The organism is Paenibacillus sp. FSL K6-1230 (assembly GCF_038002385.1).
Classification (GTDB): Bacteria; Bacillota; Bacilli; order Paenibacillales; family Paenibacillaceae; genus Paenibacillus; species Paenibacillus massiliensis.
In genome coordinates, this window is record NZ_JBBOCK010000001.1 from 1097274 (window position 1) to 1114661 (window position 17388).

At 49.8% G+C, this 17388-nt stretch carries 16 protein-coding genes; 13 read left to right on the plus strand and 3 right to left on the minus strand.

Annotation, left to right across the window (positions count from 1 at the left end; translation table 11 throughout):
- Positions 1-40: 40 nt before the first annotated feature.
- The 7 genes from MKX74_RS04700 (at position 41) to MKX74_RS04730 (ending at position 7025) form a co-directional block, all read left to right on the plus strand.
- On the plus strand, positions 41-1258 hold the full coding sequence (locus MKX74_RS04700) for a branched-chain amino acid ABC transporter substrate-binding protein (protein WP_341177658.1): 1218 nt from the start codon (positions 41-43) through the stop codon (positions 1256-1258).
- Positions 1259-1345: 87 nt separating this feature from the next.
- Positions 1346-2332: a branched-chain amino acid ABC transporter permease gene (locus tag MKX74_RS04705; protein ID WP_341177659.1), complete on the plus strand. Its 987-nt coding sequence runs from the start codon at positions 1346-1348 to the stop codon at positions 2330-2332.
- Between the two features lie 9 nt (positions 2333-2341).
- The gene (locus MKX74_RS04710; RefSeq protein WP_341177660.1) at positions 2342-3625 is read left to right on the plus strand and encodes a branched-chain amino acid ABC transporter permease; all 1284 of its coding nucleotides are present in this window, start codon (positions 2342-2344) and stop codon (positions 3623-3625) included.
- Positions 3626-3645: 20 nt separating this feature from the next.
- Positions 3646-4431 carry an ABC transporter ATP-binding protein gene (locus MKX74_RS04715; protein ID WP_341177661.1) on the plus strand — a complete coding sequence of 262 codons (786 nt, stop codon included), beginning with the start codon at positions 3646-3648 and terminating at the stop codon, positions 4429-4431.
- Positions 4428-5132, plus strand: coding sequence for an ABC transporter ATP-binding protein (locus tag MKX74_RS04720; RefSeq protein WP_341177662.1), 705 nt, complete (start codon positions 4428-4430; stop codon positions 5130-5132). The genes MKX74_RS04715 and MKX74_RS04720 overlap by 4 nt, the downstream gene beginning before the upstream one ends.
- A gap of 259 nt (positions 5133-5391) precedes the next feature.
- Positions 5392-6801, plus strand: a complete 1410-nt coding sequence (locus MKX74_RS04725) for a helix-turn-helix domain-containing protein (RefSeq protein WP_341177663.1) — start codon at positions 5392-5394, stop codon at positions 6799-6801.
- Positions 6798-7025 carry a hypothetical protein gene (locus MKX74_RS04730; RefSeq protein ID WP_341177664.1) on the plus strand — a complete coding sequence of 76 codons (228 nt, stop codon included), beginning with the start codon at positions 6798-6800 and terminating at the stop codon, positions 7023-7025. Before MKX74_RS04725 ends, MKX74_RS04730 begins: the two co-directional genes overlap by 4 nt.
- A gap of 169 nt (positions 7026-7194) precedes the next feature.
- On the opposite strand, the gene ald is transcribed toward MKX74_RS04730, so the two are convergent.
- Positions 7195-8346, minus strand: coding sequence for an alanine dehydrogenase (gene ald / locus MKX74_RS04735; protein WP_341177665.1), 1152 nt, complete (start codon positions 8344-8346; stop codon positions 7195-7197).
- 261 nt (positions 8347-8607) lie between these two features.
- On the opposite strand from ald, the gene MKX74_RS04740 reads away from it, so the two are divergent.
- The 4 genes from MKX74_RS04740 (at position 8608) to MKX74_RS04755 (ending at position 14402) form a co-directional block, all read left to right on the plus strand.
- The gene (locus MKX74_RS04740; RefSeq protein ID WP_341177666.1) at positions 8608-10275 is read left to right on the plus strand and encodes a PucR family transcriptional regulator; all 1668 of its coding nucleotides are present in this window, start codon (positions 8608-8610) and stop codon (positions 10273-10275) included.
- Between the two features lie 146 nt (positions 10276-10421).
- On the plus strand, positions 10422-11930 hold the full coding sequence (locus MKX74_RS04745) for a copper amine oxidase N-terminal domain-containing protein (RefSeq protein ID WP_341177667.1): 1509 nt from the start codon (positions 10422-10424) through the stop codon (positions 11928-11930).
- A 123-nt stretch (positions 11931-12053) separates the two neighbouring features.
- Positions 12054-12974: a RecB family exonuclease gene (locus MKX74_RS04750; RefSeq protein ID WP_341177668.1), complete on the plus strand. Its 921-nt coding sequence runs from the start codon at positions 12054-12056 to the stop codon at positions 12972-12974.
- Positions 12975-13130: 156 nt separating this feature from the next.
- Entirely contained in the window at positions 13131-14402 is a 1272-nt protein-coding gene (locus tag MKX74_RS04755) for a methyl-accepting chemotaxis protein (RefSeq protein ID WP_341177669.1), read from the plus strand.
- Between the two features lie 191 nt (positions 14403-14593).
- Here MKX74_RS04755 and MKX74_RS04760 read toward each other — a convergent pair whose 3' ends face one another.
- Positions 14594-14806, minus strand: coding sequence for a hypothetical protein (locus tag MKX74_RS04760; RefSeq protein ID WP_341177670.1), 213 nt, complete (start codon positions 14804-14806; stop codon positions 14594-14596).
- 201 nt (positions 14807-15007) lie between these two features.
- Here MKX74_RS04760 and MKX74_RS04765 point away from each other — a divergent pair, with 201 nt between their 5' ends.
- Complete coding sequence (locus MKX74_RS04765) at positions 15008-15121, plus strand: putative holin-like toxin (RefSeq protein ID WP_341177671.1); 114 nt, start codon at positions 15008-15010, stop codon at positions 15119-15121.
- Positions 15122-15363: 242 nt separating this feature from the next.
- On the plus strand, positions 15364-16083 hold the full coding sequence (locus MKX74_RS04770; RefSeq protein ID WP_025677301.1) for a M50 family metallopeptidase: 720 nt from the start codon (positions 15364-15366) through the stop codon (positions 16081-16083).
- A 223-nt stretch (positions 16084-16306) separates the two neighbouring features.
- Here the strand turns inward: MKX74_RS04770 and MKX74_RS04775 are convergent, their stop codons facing one another.
- Positions 16307-17101 (minus strand): SDR family oxidoreductase, encoded by a 795-nt coding sequence (locus tag MKX74_RS04775; RefSeq protein ID WP_341177672.1) that lies wholly within the window; start codon positions 17099-17101, stop codon positions 16307-16309.
- Positions 17102-17388: the final 287 nt, after the last annotated feature.

The window sequence follows — 17388 nt, forward strand, 5'->3', positions numbered from 1 at the left end:
ACAGCACAAAGTTTCACAAAACTCATTAGGGGGAATCTCAGTGAAGTTCAAGGGACAGGTATGGACCGTGTTAGCACTGATTACGGCGTTGCTCGCAGGCTGCGGAGGGGCTGGTGGTAATGAGGCTACCCCTGCAGCATCTGAGCCTGCAAGCAGCAGTGGGAGCAAGCAGGTTATCAAGATTGCTACCCAGTCTCCGCTGTCGGGCGGAAGCTCTGTTCAAGGAGAGGCAATCAAGCTTGGAGCGCAGATGTCCTTGGACGATCACAAGGAAGAATTCAGTGCTCTTGGTTATGAGCTGGAGCTAGTGCCGTATGATGATCAAGGAGATCCCAAGAAGGGGGTCGCGAATGCAGAATTGATCGGTGCTGATCAAGCTGTACTTGGGGTAATCGGCCACCTGAATTCAGGCGTTACCATTCCCTCCTCCGTTATATATGAGAAGTACAATATTGCCATGATATCGCCAGCCAGTACAGCAACGGACGTCACCGACCGCAAGCTGAAGGTTGTGAATCGGGTGGTAGCCCGTGATGACTTCCAGGGCCCGGCTGCTGCCGATTATGCAGTGAATACGGTCGGAGCGAAGAATATCTTCGTGGTTCAGGATAAGACGGCTTACGGACAAGGGCTTGCGGAGGCGTTCCGTGATGCGGCCCAAGGTCTTGGGGCTAACATTTCGGGATATGAAGGAATTACGGTTGGTGAGAAAGACTTTAACGGCGTTCTTAATATCGTAGCTGCCCAGAAGCCTGATTTTATTTTCTTTGGGGGTATGTATGCTGAAGGCGGCTTGCTGGTCAAGCAAGCACGCGACAAGGGGATTACAGCTCCGCTGATGGGTGGAGATGCGCTGGATTCTTCGGGTATGGTTAATGTTGCAGGTGCAGACGTCAAGGGTGCGTTATACAGCTCGGTTGCCGGGGATATTACGAATTCAGACAGCGGCAAACAATGGGCTGACAAGTATGAACAGACGTTCAAAAAGAAATCAGAGGGATATTCCGTATATGCTTACGATTCCATGAGTGTACTGCTTGAAGCCATCAAGAAGGGCATTGATGAGAATGGTGGCAAGCTTCCTACGCGCGAAGCAGTCAGCACAGCGGTTCGGGCAACGAAGGAGTTTGAGGGTGTAGCAGGCAAGATCACATTTGATGACATTGGTGACAATGCGTATGCGAAGGTGTTTATCTACGAGTTCAAAGATGCAGCTTACCCGGGTGAGATGATCTCGGAGATTGAGAACAGTAAATAATCATCGCATTTTGCAGCCAAGGGGTTCGTGCCGATTGGAGGCCGTCCTCCCTTGGCTGTTACTGCATTTGTCGAAAGGAGCAGAACTATGTTAGGGAGCATGCTGCAATCTTTGCCACAGGTATTAATTGATGGTCTGGCGCTTGGGGCGATCTATGCTGTCGTTGCCTTGGGATACACCATGGTGTACGGAATTCTGGAACTGATTAATTTTGCTCATGGCGAAATATTTATGACAGGCGCATTCGTGGGCACGGCGGTACTGTTCATGTTCCAAGCCTTTGGCTGGATGCAGGGAATACCGTCCTGGCTATTCTACATTCTTATTATTGTGGTAGCGATGCTGATTACCGGTGGGCTCGGGGTCGGTATTGAACGAATAGCCTACAGGCCCTTGAGAAAGGCCCCCAAGCTGATCTCGTTAATCTCTGCCTTTGGGGTATCCTTCGTGCTGCAGGATGTGATTCGTTTTATCGCGGAGCTGAAGACAGGGAATTTCGTGGTGAGCACCCCGACGCTTTTCTCGGAACGCTTCAATCTGGAGCTTTCCTCGATCTCCAGTGTATTTGCAGATGCGACGATCAAGGCGAATACGGTGTTTATCCTGATTGTGGCCATTCTTCTGATGGTAGGGCTCGACCTGTTCGTGAATCATACCAAGTGGGGAGTAGCCATGCGGGCGGTTGCCCAGGATCGGGAGACGGCTTCGCTGATGTCCATTAATGTGAACAAGGTCATCGTACTTACCTTCTTCATCGGCTCTGCTCTGGGAGGCTCGACAGGTGTGTTGTTCGCCCAGCAGTACGGCACGATTGATCCTTATATCGGCTTTATTCTGGGAATGAAGGCATTTACGGCGGCTGTACTCGGCGGTATTGGTAACATTCGGGGAGCGATGTTTGGTGGTCTGGTTATTGGTGTGCTGGAGATGTTCGCCTCCTCGAATCTGGGTCTGATGACGAGCGGCAACTTCGGTGCGGAGTACAAGGACGTGTTCGCATTCATGATCCTCATTGTCGTGCTGATCTTCAAGCCAGAAGGCTTGTTCGGCAGAGCAGTCAAAGAGAAAGTGTAGGTGGACTGTATGAAGCGAATTCAAAGCATGATTACAAGCTTAATTCAAGCTAGCAGGCCTATACAGGCTGGAATTCTGATCGTCTTTGTAGCGCTGGCAGCTTCGGGAGTCTATTTCATGGACAAATCGGTTGCCTCCTTCCTGCTGCTGCTAGGCTCATTGCTCATGTTGTACTACACAACCTTCAGTAACGGGATGAAATGGGCGATTGCCGGCGTGCTGCTGATCTTGATTATTCCGTTTGCCAGCTCGGGCGGACCTGCTTACGAATCCTACATGGAGGTAGCGACACAGTGCGGAATCTATATTGCTATGGCCTTGGGGCTGAATATTGTCGTCGGGTTCGCTGGGCTGCTGGACATGGGCTTTGTTGCATTCTTTGCGGTTGGGGCCTATACCTACGGCATTTTCGCTACGGGGCAGGCTAATAATTTTATCCGTGGCGATTTCTTTCCGCTCGATGGCACAAGCTTCTGGATCTTTATTCTACTGGGTGGCTTCATGGCGGGGATCTTCGGAATATTGCTAGGGCTACCTGTGCTCAGGGTAAAAGGAGATTATCTGGCCATCGTGACCTTGGGTTTCGGAGAGATCATCCGTATTATCTTCAATAATATGGAAAAGCCAGTGAATATTACGAACGGAGCGCTCGGGCTGTCCTCTATTCAACCCCCGGTGATGTTCGGATATGTATTTACGTTCCCGCATCAATTTTATTTCATTGTCATAGGGATTCTGGCCGTGGTCATCTTCGCAGTGAGAAGACTTGAGCATTCACGCCTCGGTCGCGCCTGGAAAGCCGTCCGTGAGAACGAGATTGCCGCTCAGTCCATGGGGATTCCGCTGATTCGTACGAAGCTTACGGCCTTCGCAATTGGTGCATCCTTCTCCGGGATGATGGGGGTCGTGTTCGCAGCCAAGCAGACCTTCATTGACCCGACGAGCTTCACACTCATTGAATCGACGACGATTCTAGTCATGGTGGTACTGGGAGGGATGGGAAGCGTCCCTGGTGTCATTCTAGGTGCGGCGCTGGTCACTATTCTGAATCTGCAGGTGCTGACGGAGTTCACAGGCTGGCTGAACCAGCTCTCCAACAAGGGGATCGTAGAGATTCCGAATGCCTTATCTCCGGCGAAGATGCAGCGCTTTATTTTTGGAGCTATTCTGATTCTTGTGGCCATCTACAGGCCGCATGGTTTGATCTCAGCCAAGAACCGTAAGGTGTCGGTACCAGGCAAGCGGGAATCCAGCGTACACCCAGTCTCTAGCAAGGCGACATTACCTGAATAAGGTTAGGAAGGAGGAGAGCAATGTCGATATTAGCAGTTAAAAACCTTAAGAAGCAATTTGGCGGCTTGCTGGCGGTGAATGGGGTGAACTTTGAGTTCCCGGATGCGACAATATCGGCTGTAATCGGCCCAAATGGAGCAGGAAAGACAACATTTTTCAACATGATAACCGGCATCTATGTCCCGGATGAAGGAGATATTGTGCTGGATGGGGAATCGATTGTGAATGTGAAGCCTGACCGGATTACGGGCAAAGGCATTGCGCGTACTTTTCAGAATATTCGTCTGTTCGGATCATTGACGGTGCTGGAAAATGTTCAGGTGGGGATGCATATTCACCTCAGGACGGGAATTGTCGGTACATTGCTGAATCTTGCCCGTGTCCGGCATGAGGAGCAGTATGCGCAAGAGGAGGCCTACCGTCTGCTTGAATATGTGGGGCTAGCCCCGTGGTATAACGATGAGGCTAGCAGTCTATCCTACGGTGCTCAGCGTCGACTGGAGATCGCACGAGCGTTGGCGGCCAGACCGAAGGTGCTGCTGCTGGATGAACCGGCAGCCGGGATGAATCCGAGAGAGACCGTGGAGCTAACGCAGCTCATTCGCCGCATACAAGAGGAGCTAGGCATAGCTATCATTCTGATTGAGCATGATATGAAGCTGGTTATGGAGTTGTCCGAGCATATCCTGGTACTGGATCATGGAGAGAAGATTGCCGAGGGTGGTCCGGCAGATATTCGCTCCCATCCGAAGGTGATTGAGGCCTATCTCGGAAAAAGCGCTGTAGAGGAAGAGGTGACGGTATGAGTCTGCTGCAGATGGAGCAGGTGGAAGCTTATTACGGTGGTATACAGGCGCTCAAGGGCATCTCGCTAGTGGTGGAGCGGGGTGAGATCGTGACACTGATTGGCTCCAACGGGGCGGGAAAGTCTACGACACTCAAGGCCATTTGTGGGCAGGTTCAGACGAAAGGTAAGGTGATGTTTGGCGGTAGTGACATCACGTCCAAGCCGCCCTATGGCATCGCATTAGAAGGGATTGCTCATGTACCGGAGGGGAGGCGAATTTTTCCCAAGCTGACCGTGAAGGAGAATCTGGAGATGGGCGCCTTTTCCGTAAAGGATAAGAGGCTGATTAAGGAGAGAATTGAGAAGGCATTTGTCTATTTTCCACGCTTGAAGGAGCGATTCAATCAGGCTGGCGGCACGATGAGTGGTGGCGAACAGCAGATGCTGGCGATTGCCCGCGGACTAATGATGGGGCCCAAGATATTACTGCTTGATGAGCCTTCTATGGGGCTTGCTCCTGTGCTTGTGGATCAAATATTCGAAATTATACAGGAGCTGAACGCTGAGGGGATGACGATCCTGCTGGTTGAGCAAAATGCTTACCATGCGCTTCAGATTGCGCATCGTGGATATGTCATTCAGACGGGAGAGATTATACTGCAGGATGATGCTTCCCGCTTGCTGTCCAATCATCAAGTGAAGGAAGCGTATCTGGCCTGATGGTTAACGGATATGGAATTGAATAGAGGCATCTTGATCATGATCAGGCAGGTCCCCTTTTTACCGTCGTGCGTTATCGTAAGGCGGAAGGAAAGGGGTCTTTGCTTACGACATACGGTGAGGATCAAGCATTATGATACAAGACTTGAAGCGATGTGATGGTGCAGATTGACGATTGTCGAACAAGGAAATATAATATAATTATTGTAAAAAAATGGTGTAATTCTCTCGTCAAATTCCGATTGGAGGTGTGATTCGTATGGCTGAGACCACCACGATTCGTGACGAACTCAGGCAGCATCTGATAAGACAGAACTATACCTTGGAGCAGTTCGCCGAGATTAGTGGGATTAATCGGGGGACGCTTAGCTCCATCCTGAGTCTACATTCACCGCGCCCCATATCTGTCGGGCAATTGGATCGGATCACTGAGGGTATGGGACGCATGGAGGGTGACTTGTATGACGTCTATGTAGAGGAATGTCTGGTAGAGTTCGCACCGCATTGGCGGAGAATTCGCCCTTTTCTTCTACGATGCGCAGAGCTTGGCAAGACAGCCTGTATTCACAGGGTGCTGAATCAACTGGCTGATGATTTGTCCTACATTCCAGGAATTTTCGAGACGGCAGAGCAGATGTATCAAGGGCAGCTGTATAGCGCGTCGGCAGTTCTCTATGAATGCATTGCTGAGAGCGAGCGCTATGCTCACTCGGAGAGGCTGGCCACTAGTCATTACCGTCTCTTCGTCATCGCCTGCAAGCTTCAGGGCAATGCAGCGGACGAGACGATTCGCTTCATGCCATACCGGACCAAGCTGCCAGAGAGCTATGCTGTAGATGCCTTACTGATGTTATGTCAGCAATTTGCCATGACGGATCGCTGGACTGACGTCTATGCGATAGCAAGTGAGCTGGAACAGTTAGCAGGGACTATGCTGCACAATCCCCGTGAACGAAAAGAATTTGGACAAACGTTGTTGCAGGAGAAGGAGCTTCAGCCGCTGATCGTCTACTATGGGCAAAGTCTGTTCTATCGTGGAATTGCAGCGGAGCAGCAAGGGAGGCTGGATGAGGCGCGGAGCTGCATTCAGGCTTACCAGGAGTTCAGCGGGCTTGGAGAGCTGGATGAATGTGGATTTCAGGAAGCGCAGCAGTTGGTTCGGCAGGCGCAGAAGCATCTGTATATGCTGGAGCTACGTAGCGGGAATGTGATGTTGATTACGGAATATGCTGAATTCCTGGCAGGAGGAGAGCCTGCGGAGCTTATGGAAGGGCTGCTGTTGCTGGTGCAGACGGCCATCGCTCATCGGATCTGCATTGATAAGCAGTTAGCGCTGCTGCTGGTCGATATGGAGTTTGGTAGTCATTCTGGTGAAGGACAAGGGGGAGGCAGTCTGGAAAAAGCACAATATGCCCGCTTCTGCTACTATTATGGCATCTACTTACTGAGCAGCCGACGCTATACCCTGGGCTTGAACTATAATCTGATTAGCCTCCGACGTTCGCTTGAGCTGAATCAGACGGAGCAATTAGTGCTATGCATGGCCTTGTTCGAAGAATATCGCAGCGAGGCAACAGTGGCCCAGCGTGAGCAGTTCGAATTGCTCTGCAAAAATGTACTGCGTCAGACAGAGCGGACGATCCCGGCTGCCTTAGAAGCCTTGGCATGAATCCTACACGCTTTATTGAGCGTGTTTTTTTTATCAAGCGATCTCAACCCTCTGATGCTGCGGAAATTGCTATCAATGAAGGTGAAAGGCTGGCTTCCGCCTGTAGCTACTACTACTTGAAGACATGTCATGAAGACAGTGCAAGAATTATTAAGGGAACGGGCAAAAGGACAGCTCACAAAAGTCTGTCCCGTGCCGGTTTTTATTTAACTGCAAATCTATAAAAATCTATAAAAATTTATGCAAGTCTACGCAAATCTACGCAAATCTATTGCAAGTCAACTTCTAGATTAGTGCCTCATAACCGCTTAATAATCGGACAGGCTTAGCCATCTCAAGAGATCTTAGATGCTTTATTTAGAGAAGGATCGATCTTACTGGGGGAGCTGTGATCTATCGAACGGAAGTGGCCTGCTCTGTCGGTGCCTGCGTTGCCAAAGCATCCTCTACGGACATATAGTTATATCCCAGATCTCGGGCTACAGCCTGATAGGTGATAAAGCCATTCAAGGCATTGGTCCCACTGCGAATGGCTGCATTACTGCGAATGGCTTGCTCGGCGCCCAGATCAGCAATGCGTATGGCGAAGGGCATTGTGGCATTGGTCAGTGCCAATGTGGAGGTCTGAGGGACGGCTCCCGGCATATTTGCGACAGCATAATGGAGGATGCCATGCTTCACATACGTAGGGGCGTCATGAGTAGTGATATGGTCGATTGTCTCTACGATTCCTCCTTGATCAATGGCTACGTCTATGATGACAGAGCCAGGCTTCATCGTCTTCACCATCGCTTCAGTCACCAGCTTTGGTGCTTTGGCTCCCGGGATCAGTACCGCTCCAATCAACAGATCAGCCTCTGCCACGGCAGTGGCGATATTGGAAGGTGTGGATGCGAGTGTGCGTATGTGTGTACCAAAGATATCATCCAGCTGACGGAGACGAGGCAGACTCAAATCCAGCATCGTAACATCTGCGCCGAGGCCAATGGCCATCTTGGCAGCATGTGTACCCACGACCCCGCCGCCAATAATCGTTACCTTTCCTCTCGACACACCTGGAACACCAGATAATAGAATGCCTTTGCCGCCCTTAGGCTTCTCCAGCAGCTGTGCTCCAATCTGCACGGACATGCGTCCGGCGACCTCGCTCATGGGGGTCAGCAGTGGCAGACTGTCATTCACCTCTATAGTCTCATAGGCGATAGCCGTCACTTTGTGATCCGTAAGGGCCTTGGCCAGAGCAGGCTCGGCCGCCAGATGCAAATAGGTGAATAAAATGAGTCCTGGGCGAAAATATTCATATTCGCTTGACAGAGGCTCCTTCACCTTCATGATCATTTCAGCACGTGACCATACCTCGGCTGTGTCATCAATGAGGGAGGCTCCTGCTGCCTCATATTCGGGATCAGAGAATCCACTGCCCGCACCAGCTGCACACTCGATCAGTACGGTATGTCCATGCTGCACCAGCTGTGCAGCCCCGGCTGGAGTAAGGGCTACACGATTTTCATTGTTTTTGATTTCTTTGGGAACGCCAATAATCATAATCCAATCACCTCATTCATAAAATGGCATGCAGGTTGTACATTTCCTTTCATCCCGATGGTGTCTTCGTTCGTAGTTGTTCAGGCCCGTTCTTCATAGCAAGTGTTAGATTTACTGTCAGTTTACTAGTCTCTGTTCCGGTTGGCACTATACACTCTGTCAATGGATTTACAGTGTGGGCGTTACTTTTTGTTGAATTATCCAGTGCGATGCCGTAAAATCCTCTTGTAATGTGAACTAATGTCACATAAGGGGGTCATTATGAACGGGAAAGATACATTTACCATCGCAGATCTGCTGAAGAGACCCGTATTCCAGCGAGCAGTTCTGGTCGCTGGAATCCAGGGCGTGCAGCGCACCGTCGGTTGGGTGCATGTACTGGAGATTACCCATGTATCTCCGTTCGTAAGCCGGCATGATCTTATATTATCTACGGGTCTTTGGATGAAGCGGGATGAGAAGGAACGAATCGAGTACATGGAGCAATTGATTCGTCAAGGAGCGGCAGGCTTATGCGTAGAATTTGGCACGACTATTGATACGATTCCCGAAGAAATTCTGTCGCTTGCCGATGCACATCAGCTACCGATTATTGTATTTGAGCAGCCTGTGAGATTTGTTGAGATTACTCAGGATATCCACTCCCTTCTTATTAACCGTCACCACCTGCTACTGCAGGATCTGGAGAGCTTCTCGCGAAAGCTACAGACAGAGACCCTGCGTAGCTCTGATATGACAGCAATCCTTCGTCTGCTTCAGGAATATGTGTCGCGGCAGGTTGTCTATATGTCCACTATTGATGGGAACCGTTTTGTCCCTTCTATTCATGCAAGGCTTGCCGAACGTCTGGAACAGCTATATTCACAGGAGGTAGAGGGGGCTTTGGGGTCGGATCGGGAAGCGCACTCCGTATTCAGGCTTAACGAGCATACATCCATCCTGTTCTCCCCTGTAGTCTGCTTCGGTCAAGTATTCTCGGCTGTCGGCATCTTCATTCAAGCGGATGAGACTCTGAAGGAGTCGATGTCACTGCTTCTGGATCATACGTCAAGGGCGGCTGCCACACTGGTGCTGCGCACACAGTTCTTGGAGGAACGAACCCTTCGCAATCAGAATGAGCTGATTCAGGATCTGCTTCATAGGAGAATTGCTAATGAAGAGCAGGCTCAGAGTCGGATGGGATTACGTCTCTTGACGAAAGGGCAGTATTGGTTCACAGCGGGCATGATCGAGGTAGAGCATCTGCGCAAGGACATTAGCCAGGTGCGTAGAGAGGCCGTACACCAGGATCTCCTGGTGCTGTTGCGTTCCTTGCTCAAGAAGCTGAACTTGCACGGGCAGATTATGGCCAAGGGGAATCAGGTCTACTTGCTGTGCACAAGAGAGGCGCTTACCCCCAAATCAATTGTGCACATTCGCGAAGTGTTAGCTCAATTGATTCAGGGTATGCGCAATTATGCAGAGAAGCAGCTGGAAGGAGTTCGAATCCATGCAGGCTTTGGCCGCAGCAGATCTCGTGCACTGGAGGCGAATCAGGGCTTTGAGGAAGCCTATCAGGTGATTGAGATCGCCCGAAGCGTGAAGGGAAAGCGAAATGTATTGTTCTATGAACAGCTTGGGATCTATCAGCTTCTGAAGGCAATTCCACGCAACCCTTTTTTGACAATGTTCGTAGAGGATCATATCGGCGAGTTGATCGCTTACGATCTGGAGCACCATATGCAGCTTATGGATACGCTGGAGATGTACCTCAATTGCTCTGGCTCCAAGCAAGATACCGCTGATCGGCTATTCATCCATCGGCAGACCCTCTACAATCGCTTGTCCAAAATCCAGGAAATTCTCGGTGAAGGCTACATGGAGGCGGATAAACGACGCTGTCTAGAGATGGCGCTGCTCGCTCATCGAATGCTCCAAGGTGAAAGCTGAATCGTACTAATTTAGGACCAAGGACCCTATCGTATGTAAGTGTTTACTCTCTTTAAGGCTGATTTACAAATGCAGCTAACATTGAGATAATAGGAGGGAAATTATTACTGGCATTGTAAAATGTTCATTAGGGAGGAGAAATCGCATTGAAGATTAAAAAGTGGCTTGCAGCTCCGTTGGTGCTGTTATTGATCGTCTTGACGGGGTGTCAGGCGGTAGGTGGTCTGGATGTGAACAAGGCTCTGTTAGGGAGCATTGATGTAAAGAGCTCGGAATCTCGCTCGACAATTTCGTTACACTTGGAACCAGCAGCGGGAATCACGGCCGGGGATAAGGAAATTATTGATCTTATTAATTCCATCAGTCTGTCCTTTGATGAAGTGAAGGCCCAATCCCAGGAGGTAGCTTCTGCCAAAGGGGTGCTGGCTGTTCAAGATGTCCGTCTTCCATTTGAGATGGCTGTGGATACGCAAGGTGTAACTGTGCTAGTTGAGGGGGCCAAGAAGCCGCTATACATACCTATGACGCAGGACCCTATGCTGGCTGAGCTGGGATTGAATCAGAAGGAGTTCCAGGAACAAATCGTTGAGCTGGTGAAGGATGCGGCTGGTCTGTTCGTTGAGCACGCTCCGAATCCATCCAAAATCACCGTTCAATCCGTGAACGAAGAGGTATACGGTGAGAAGCTGCAACTGACCAAGCTGCAGGCAGAGATCAGTGCCGAAGAGGCTGTTAAACTCGTTAAGCCGATGCTGGAAAGCCTGTCCAAGGATGAGACAGGGCTGAAAGAGCTTATCGGTCAAGTGCTGGAGGTTGCATCCAGCGTAACTGCATCAATGGGCGAAGAGGTTACGGAAGGTCCTCTGCAGCAATACCGTACAGACAAACAAGCGGGAATTGACGCAGCTTATGCTGAGGTGAAGACGGTTCTGGATGAACTGATTCAACAGTACGACGCAGGTGTGACCCTCATGTATACCCAAGTACCTGAACTCAAGACGGTATTGGGACCGAACACGAAGCTGAGCACTGAGCTGTACTTTGACAACAACCTGAACATTCGCAAGGATCGGACGGAGCTGGTCGTGGCTCTGCCTGCTAACCAGGGGGTTCCGATCTCATCTGCAAGCCTTGTTAGCGAGAATGAAATCTGGAATGTGAATGGTGCAGTAACCGCAGCCAAGATTGATACCTCTGCTGGTGTGATTACCCTGGAAGACAGCTCGTCAACAACTCCAGGCAACATGCTTCGCAATTTTGACAGCAATTCCTACATCTATTCTTTGTTGAAGGATACGATGAAGATCACCCAGAAGTATGGCTACTTCTACCCTGAAGAGGAATATGGGGTCATTAACCGCAATGGCACGAACCTCGTGTCGGTTCGGGATCTGGCATATACTTTCGATGCTGATTTGAAGTGGGATGCAGATGCCAAGGCAGTTCTGATGACTGATGATATTACTGGAACGGTCATTAGTCTGAAGAATGGAGCGAAGGAGATCATCGTTGATGGTCAAACGATTGCTCTGCCAACACCAATCTACACCGATAAGAATGGTGACATGTACATTCCGATTCGTCAAGGAGCACAGGCACTAGGAGCTACCCTGGAGATCGATGAGGATGGCATGATGATTCTGGAGCGTAAATAACCGTTGATGTACTACAGTGTAGCTGTACTATAGTATAATAGAGGGCGGCTCGGACAGAGAACTTCTGTCTGGGCTGCCTTTTTCGTCGTATGAACACTGACTTTTGAGAGAGGAGAGGTTGTTGTGGTCATGTACCCGCCTTGGTCCTATTCCCAGTCCAGAGCGAATATGTTCAATGAGTGCCTTCGCAAGTATTACTATCATTATTACGGCTCGCACAATGGCTGGAATCCGCAGCAGTCCACCCCAGAGCAGGTGGAATTATATCGTCTCAAACAGCTCAGCAACCTGTATCTGTGGTTCGGGGATCTCACGCATCGAATGTGTCAGTCAGCTGTGCAGGCGCTTGATCAGGGTAAGCCAGTGCCTCGAACGGCCTTTCTACAGCAGGCGATGAAGGATATGCTCAATCAAGGCTATCAGGAGTCAAAGGATGTAGAGGCGTGGCTGTTACAGCCCAAGCGCAGATTGATGCTTGCCGAAATGTATTACCAGGAAGAGGACAAGCTCCGCGAACGAATCATGGTGATTAAGGAGCGCCTTGGGGCGGTCATTCAGCATCTATATACCTCCGAGACTTGGTCTGAGCTGCAGCGGAGTGGAAGCCAGGTTGTAGAGGTGGAGAAGTGGGACACCATGCTGCTGCATGAGACTAAGACGTTTGTAAAGATGGATCTGCTGTATCGGCGGAATGACGGTCGCATGATTATCGTGGACTGGAAGACGGGCAAGAAAGAGGATTTCACAGATCAGCTCTATCTGTATGCTGCTTATGTAAGAGATACGTATAATCTTCCCTTACAGGACATAGAACTCCGTGTTGAATATCTGGCGACAGGTGAGCAGGAGACTTATCAGGCGACCAGCGAAGACATTCAGCGTGTAGAAATACAAGTGGGAAGAGACCTCGATGAGATGAAGTCGTGTCTGGATGATGAATACTACAATCGGCCCAAGCCTATGACATATTTTACGCCAATGCCCTCAAGACGAGCCTGTGGAGGCTGTAATTTTCGGGAAGTCTGTGAATATCGCGTCTACTAACAAGCTCTAAGACCCATATGACGAAAATATCTCTATCTTCATAGGTCTTTAGACTCTCGTACTCAAGGCCCCTGCTATTATATGGTAGTGATATATGTCACGCTATCTTTATGGATGAAATGGTAAAATTATTCAATGACGATTCAAGGGGGCATCATGAAATTATCTTTGGGCGCTAAAATGGTATTAGGCTTCATCATTATTTCTGCAATCACCTACGGTACCAGTTCCGTCTTTATCTTTGTTCTCAAAGATTGGATTGCTCCGTCCATGGCAGAGTGGGTCTACATTTCAATCATTCTGCTGTTGGGTGTGATGTGGAGCGGGATACTCGGCTGGCTCATCTCGAAGCTGCTCACCAAGCCGATCGTTGTATTGGCAAGAGTAGCAGAGGAAATCTCCTCTGGCAAGCTTGCGGTGGATATCCCTGAACGACGCGAACAGGACGAGATTAAAGTGTTGTACGATTCGTTCCGCCATATGGTTCATAATCTTAAGGACTTGTTCGAGGAAATCTCACATAGCAGCAATACAACCTCTCATAATGCAGAGACATTGAGCGCAGCAATCGCTGAAGCTACTGCACAGATTGAATCCATGTCTGGTCAGGTAGATGTCATTGTAGAGGGGGTAGAGGAACAGAAGAAGGCTTCCACTCAATCCATTGAGACAGCTGACCGCATGCTGGGCGATTTCAGGATGATGCATACCAAGTCTGAGCATATGCTATCCATGTCAACACAGATGGAGGGCTCGGTAGAGGCTACTCGTGCTGTCTTCTCGTCCTTGCTTGCAGGTATGAACGAACTTATGAAATCGCATTCGCAATCCAGAGATGTCGTATCCCGACTGGAGCAGGAAGCCTCCAAAATTGAAGAGATCACAGCGAGTGTCAAGGAAATTGCGGAACAGACCAATCTGCTGGCACTTAATGCGTCTATCGAGGCGGCTCGTGCGGGTGAGGAAGGTCGGGGCTTCGCCGTGGTGGCCGAGCATATTCGTGGACTGGCCTCCCAGAGCTCCGCATCGGTAGAGCAGATTAACGAGATGATCAGCCGTATACAAGGGCAGATTCATGAGACGGTCACGCTCATTCATCGTCAGAATACGTTGGTGATGGAGGAATCCAAGCGTAGCCACTCTGTCGAGGAGACCCTGAAGGGGCTCATAACGATGATTGCAGAGTTCATTGATGCTACGAGGGTAATGGAGACGTCCGTTGCACAGCAAGCGACTCGTGTCGAGCAGACGTACGAGTATATGAATCGCATTCAGGAAATGTCGACAGCCTTCCATGATGGGGCACAACGAATCTATGAGGCTGCGAACGAGGAGACAGCCATTATGGAAGAAATATCTTCCTCCTCCGAGGAGCTTAAGGCCTTGACGAACAAGCTGCTCATGAAGACACGGACCATACAGGCTTAGTGGCTGTATTAGCTGAAGGCTTCTAACTAATTCTTGATGACCTAGTATGGCCTTGTCGCTGAGCAACAGGCATGCATGGGACAGCTTGGGGGAGCTCGTGTAGCTTTACTAACAAAGAAAGAGGGATTCACGCAGCAACGGCTGCAGTGAGTCCCTCTTTGTGGTTATACTCGTGTATCGGATGAGGTTGGCTAGTCCTTCAGAGCGAAGAACTCGCAGTTGTCACGTGAATGGTAATCGACCTCGCTGACACTTCGCTGGACGACGATGGTCTGATCATCAAAGCGAATGACGATTCCTCCGCTGCCAACGAGCTGATCCGCTTCGAAGATGCGGACTGGGATGCGCAAATCCATAACTTCCTGGAAATCGGCGTCTGTATTTAATCTGCGATTAATTGGCATATGATATCTCCTTATTGAACGGAATGCAGTGTTAAGAATGCATGATAAAGTATGCTATCCTAATCATCATATAACAAATAGGCATAAAAAGCTGTAGTGTGAGCCGAAGAAGCTCCGAGGACTCATTTATGTTATAATTTGGCTTGTACAACTTAGGCTAATAGGGCGGTCGGCTAATCTCCCGGAAGGGAGGTGATGCCTGTGGAGGTCAAAGACGCATTGATGCTAATGGTAGCGTTCGGATCATTGCTTGTCGCACTGATCGGGCTTGTCGTTACAATATCCATTGCGCTTAATCAACACAAAAAGAAATAGACCGCCCGCCCAAGGGATAGGGTCTATTTCTGATCGCTTTCTCACAGCCGGCCGCTCTTTTAGCGGTGTTGTGCAGGGACCGGTTGCCGCCGGTCCTTTTTATATTCTTATGTTAGCATACACGAATTATACAAGCAATGTGACTCTGGACAGTTGCTGGAGCTGATGGATGAAGGTTAGGAATATGAGACGGGACAACAACGGATATCGTAAAGGACTATAGATGTAAGGAAGGAGACTTTATGAAAGATTGGCTGAAGACAATATTATTACTATTTGTGGCCGCGCTGCTAACAAGGTTCATTCCATTTTCTTATCTATTCCGCACACTGGATACAATGGTGCATGAATTCGGTCATGCTGTAGTTACGCTTTTGACCTCAGGCGAGGTCATTCGTATTGATCTCAACGCAGACCATAGCGGAGTGACCTATTCAACATTAACCTCCAACTGGGCGGCTATTCTTACAGCATTGGCAGGATATATCGGTGCTTCTCTGTTTGCTGTACTTCTTTTCTATTTATATCACAAAAGGCTTGAACAGCTGGGGTTCGCCGTGATGACCTTGATTGCCGCCGTTATGGTCGCACTGTACGTGCATGGTGGCTATGGCTTTTGGTGGCTAGCTGGCTTCATACTTTTGAATGCCATTATTATGTTCTTCGCGGGCGATTGGCTGCGCAAAGGGTATTATCTGCTGCTCGCGTTCATCACGCTTGAGGAATCGGTGCTAGCTCCAAGCATGCTCATGTTGGCTGCCGTCACCTCGCCAGGGCAAGCCGGGGATGCGTCTAATTTGGCCGCGAGTACGTTCATTCCTGCTCCGGTATGGGCTGCACTGTTCCTGTTTGTTGCGCTGTGGTGTGCAAGGCTGGCTGTCTCATTATTCTTACGCAGAAGCCGCGGGCAGAGCAGCAAGGGAGACTCTCGCAGACGACAATCCGTGGATATGACTGGATAGCAGGTACAATCACTGTACGTGGCATAGAAAGGAAGGGAGCTGTCACGATGACTGGCTTCATTAATGTCACACTCCAGTCGTGAACACGCTGGGCAGCCTCAAGGCACCGCCAGTAGGAAGAGAACAGCAGAGGGCTGAACAGTATGAGGGGATGGGGTCTCATTTCATGTTCGGCCTCTTGCTGTAGCTTCAAGCTACGCCGGAGTATGCATTGACACAGCAGTTATCCGCGGAGCAACGATTCTGCTCCATCGATGTAAATCTCGGTTCCGGTGACATGAGAGGACTCGTCAGATGCCAGAAAAGAAACAAGATGAGCCACCTGCTCAGAGGTACCCGGTGCATCTTCAAGAGGATGATCTCCCTCCGGGAAATCGACTGTAATCTGTACCTCTTCCAGATCGTCGGACGGATAAGTGTTGTCGTCAATGTCTGTCTCGATGGCACCAGGACAAATGGCGTTGACCCGGATTTTGTACTGGGCCAGCTCGAGAGCAGCCATTTTCATGAACGCTACTTGCCCGGCTTTGGTAGAAGCATAGGCTGAGAAGCCAATATTGGAGAAGGTACGATTGCCATTAATGGAGCTAGTAATAATGATGCTGCCTCCCCCACGTGCTCGTAGATGAGGAATGGCATATTTGACTGTTGCAAAGGTGCCCCGGAGATTAATGTTCATCGTCTGATCCCAATCCTCGATGTCCATCGTCTCAATGGGTGCCATGGAACCGTTGATGCCTGCGTTGGCAAAGATAATATCGAGCCCGCCCATCTGGCTTGCAGCCTGATCCATGCTGTCCTGGATCATATCCGTTCTGGAAATATCGCATTTCATGACAAGCGCTTCACCACCTGCACGTTCGATGATGCCCTTTGTCTTCTCAGCATGCTCTGGTGTACGGTCCAGCATGACGACTCTGGCGCCTTCCTGCGCAAATCTGATTGCCGCGGCTTGTCCGATGCCTGAGCCGCCGCCTGTGACTACGGCCACTTTTCTCTGTAATCGTGAATTTGTCATAGGTATGCTTCCTCCCTCTCTAACAGGCTGTGCTTTCTTGTATTCCATACCCTTGTCGAGAATAGGATAAACATAGGAGCACGGGAATACAGACAGCCTAAGCTAGAATGAGGGTGTGTGTCCCCTTAACCCGATTCTGATATCCGCAGAGACTGATGAAATTAAAGCGGGGGCTATAGAAGCCATGTGAATAAAAGGTTAATGAACCGACAGAAGTTCATGTGCAAATACAAGAACAGAGACACAAAGACACAGAGACACAGAGACACAGAGACACAGAGACACAG